Here is a 3,894-nt window from a genome sequence, read left to right on the forward strand (position 1 = left end):
TTCAAACTCCTTAATAAAGTCTTTCGTCTTTAGTCTATCAGCGACAGCGATCTTTTGTCTTAGTCGGACACGACTATATTAAAATATAAACTCCTTAAATGTTTAGTATTGATGTTGAAAAATACGCTTTCGCGAAAGCGTGCTACATACAACCTTAATTATTACATAAAAATAAAGTCTATCCATCTTCCCTTTATTATCTTTGAAACATAATCGAAACCATTAAATTCTCACTATGAGTACATATGATGTAGCAGTAATAGGTTCAGGTCCTGGAGGATATGTAGCAGCGATACGTTGCGCGCAACTAGGTATGAAAACTGCAATTATTGAAAAATACAACACACTAGGTGGAACTTGCTTAAATGTAGGCTGTATCCCATCTAAAGCACTTCTAGACTCATCGCACCACTATGATGATGCTATGAAACACTTTGAAGAACACGGAATTGAGATTCCAGGAGAAATAAAAGTAAACTTTGAAAAGATGATTGCCCGTAAAAAGCAAGTGGTAGATACTACTTGTGATGGCGTTTCTTATTTGATGAAAAAGAATAACATCGATGTGTTTACAGGAATGGGATCTTTTAAAGATGCCACTCATATTAATATCGATGGAGCAGATGGTACTCAAACTATAGAGGCTAAAAATACGATTATCGCTACGGGTTCTAAACCAGGTAATTTACCTTTTATAACACTAGATAAAGAACGTGTCATTACTTCTACTGAAGCACTATCACTTAAAGAAATCCCTAAACACATGATTGTGATAGGTGGAGGAGTGATAGGTTTAGAATTAGGACAGGTCTATCGCAGATTAGGCGCTGAGGTTACGGTGATTGAATACATGGATCGTATTACTCCAGTAATGGATAAAATGCTTTCTAAGGAACTTATGAAAGTTCTTAAAAAACAAGGTGTGAAATTCCATCTTTCTCACGCTGTAAATAAAGTAGAGCGCAATGGTAATGAAGTTACCGTTACTGCCAAAAATAAAAAAGGTGAAGATGTCACTTTCACTGGAGATTACTGTCTAGTATCTGTAGGTAGAAGACCTTATACAGATAAATTAAATACTACTGCCGCAGGTGTTAAGGTGAATGAGCGTGGACAGGTAGAGGTAAACGACCATTTACAAACTAATATTTCTAACATCTATGCGATAGGAGATGTTATAAAAGGAGCGATGCTTGCTCATAAAGCTGAGGAAGAAGGTGTGTTTGTTGCTGAGGTTCTTGCTGGTCAGAAACCTCATATTAATTATAATTTAATTCCTAACGTAATCTACACATGGCCAGAAGTAGCCAGTGTAGGTAAGACTGAAGAAGAATTAAAAGAAGCTGGAGTAGCCATAAAAGTAGGGCAGTTCCCTATGAGAGCTTTAGGAAGGTCTAGAGCTAGTGGAGACATAGATGGACAGATTAAAATCATTGCCGACGAGAAGACTGATGAGGTTCTAGGAGTTCACATGATAGGAGCTCGTGTAGCAGACTTAATTGCAGAGGCAGTAACCGCTATGGAGTTCCGTGCGAGTGCTGAGGATATAGCTCGCATGTCACATGCGCATCCTACTTATGCCGAGGCTGTTAAGGAAGCTGCTCTTGCCGCAACGGCTGACCGTGCTATGCACGTTTAGTTTTATTCCTATTAATTATTTAGGAGGTTGTCTTAAAAGTTGGTTTTTACTTTTCAGATCGAGCAAGTCTAAAACTGGATCTATTGATTTTCAATAGGACTGTAACTAGCTCAATGAAAACATTACTACTTTTAAGACAGCCTTTTTTATTTTTGATACCTTATTATTTTAAGTAAAAACTATGTATGATTCTGTTTAGTATTTCTAACATCGTTAACATAAATTAAATGGTTCTTTAAAGAATTGAAGCTTATAATTCTTTACATAGCCATAGCTAGTGAAGTGTTTTCAAGTGAAAAAGAAATTATTTATGAAGACATTATAAATCTAAATAGGAATGAACTAGTTTACAAGTTATTTTTACCCAGTGACTAGAACCAGAACTACTTTTTCTTTTAAAATAGATGATCCAGCAGCTTTTAAAGAAGCCGCACTGCATTTCTATGCTCAAGAAACCTACTTCATGTTCTTAGAAAGTAATCATGGGGGAACTGGATATGATACTTACAGCTCTTTACTAGCAGTAGGCTGTATAGATTCATTGAGTGTAAATTATCACAGCGCATTTAATAAACTAGAGGCTTTTCATCAAGAATATCAGGATTGGGTTTTCGGTTATTTGGGTTATGATTTAAAAAACGAGTTGGAAGATTTGTCGAGCGATAATCCAGACACCATTGCTTTTCCCGATTTATCTTTTTTTGTGCCAGAAATCATTTTAGAAATTACTGATGAGCAAGTATTTCTCCACAGCTATCATGCTACTGAAGAAGCTGCGCACCTTATAATTAAACAAATAAAGACTTATCAGTTTTCAAAAAAACATACGGTAAACACGCCAGCACAATTAATAGCACGAGATCATAAAGAAGAATATCTCGATAAAGCGCAAAACTTCTTAGATCACATTAAAAGAGGTGACATTTATGAAGCTAATTTTTGCACAGAGTTCTATGCACAACATGTAACTCTAGATAGTCTTCAGGCTTTTCAGGAACTTAATGTGATTAGTGAACCACCATTTGCAGTATATGCTAGAATGGATCATCACCATGTGATGAGTGCTAGTCCTGAACGGTATTTAAAAAAAACGGGTACACAATTAATATCCCAACCCATTAAAGGAACTGCAAAAAGATCTCTGGATTTTATAGAAGATGAAAATTTAAAGGAACAATTATTTAATGACCCTAAGGAACGATCAGAAAATGTAATGATCGTGGACTTAGTGCGCAATGATATGTCTCGGGTAGCTCAAAAGGGTAGCGTGCAAGTTCAAGAACTATTTGGTATTTACAGCTTTAAACAAGTACATCAAATGATAAGTACTATTACCGCAAAGACTCTACCAGAGCTTTCTTTTATAGAGGTGATAAAAGCTACGTTCCCTATGGGAAGTATGACTGGTGCGCCTAAGATCAGCGCCATGAAAATCATAGAAAATAACGAGTCTTTTAAGCGTGGTTTGTACAGCGGTGCGATAGGTTATATAAAACCTGATGGAGATTTTGATTTTAATGTGGTTATACGTAGTATATTATATAATGCTAAGAGCCAAGATGTTTCCTTTAGTGTAGGTAGCGCAATAACAGCTGCTGCACATCCCGAAAAGGAATATGAAGAATGCCTTCTTAAAGCCAAAGCAATGATAGAAGTTCTTTCTCATCAAGGCGTTTCTTTTGATTAAATTTGTGCTATGCTCACAGCGTTTCAAAAACATCTTACTCAAGCCTTTCCTCATTTAAAAGCAAAACGACTTTTAATAGCTATAAGTGGTGGACTGGACAGTGTCGTTCTTACTCATTTATTACATCAGTTAGGGTATGAGATGGCGCTAGCGCATTGTAATTTCAATTTAAGAGGAGCAGAGAGTGATGGAGACGAGCAGTTTGTAAAACACCTGGCACATAGTTTAAACATTCCTCTTCATATTCAGTCTTTTGAAACCACAGATCATGCAACACAACAAGGAATTTCTATTCAAATGGCTGCTCGTGATTTGCGTTATGCTTACTTTGATCAGCTTTGCGAGATAAAAAAATATGATCAGGTCCTCACGGCACATCACCTAGATGACCAGATAGAAACCTTTTTAATCAATCTTAACCGCGGTGCAGGATTGAATGGGTTACAAGGAATTCCACAAGAAAATGGGCGCGTTTTACGACCGTTATTACCTTTTTCTAGAGATCAGATTAGTGCTTTTGCTCGAGAAAACAGTTGCTCATGGCGAGAAGATTCAAGTAACAGTAGTA

3 protein-coding genes are annotated in these 3,894 nt (G+C 36.6%); all 3 read left to right on the top strand.

Going from position 1 to position 3,894, the window contains the following annotated elements; translation table 11 throughout:
• Positions 1–235 precede the first annotated feature (235 nt).
• Positions 236–1,639 (top strand): dihydrolipoyl dehydrogenase, encoded by a 1,404-nt coding sequence (gene lpdA, locus ACTF48_RS10865; RefSeq protein WP_438963182.1) that lies wholly within the window; start codon positions 236–238, stop codon positions 1,637–1,639.
• Between the two features lie 367 nt (positions 1,640–2,006).
• On the top strand, positions 2,007–3,326 hold the full coding sequence (locus tag ACTF48_RS10870; RefSeq protein ID WP_438963183.1) for an anthranilate synthase component I family protein: 1,320 nt from the start codon (positions 2,007–2,009) through the stop codon (positions 3,324–3,326).
• A 9-nt stretch (positions 3,327–3,335) separates the two neighbouring features.
• A partial coding sequence (gene tilS / locus ACTF48_RS10875) for a tRNA lysidine(34) synthetase TilS (protein WP_438963184.1) occupies positions 3,336–3,894 on the top strand: 559 nt, incomplete at its 3' end.

Origin of the sequence: Nonlabens sp., from assembly GCF_965660805.1 — a bacterium.
Taxonomy (GTDB): domain Bacteria; phylum Bacteroidota; class Bacteroidia; order Flavobacteriales; family Flavobacteriaceae; genus Nonlabens.

Excerpts from the sequence above, each read along its gene's own strand:
- lpdA (WP_438963182.1), top strand. The coding sequence starts at position 236 with ATGAGTACATATGATGTAGCAGTAATAGGTTCAGGTCCTGGAGGATAT.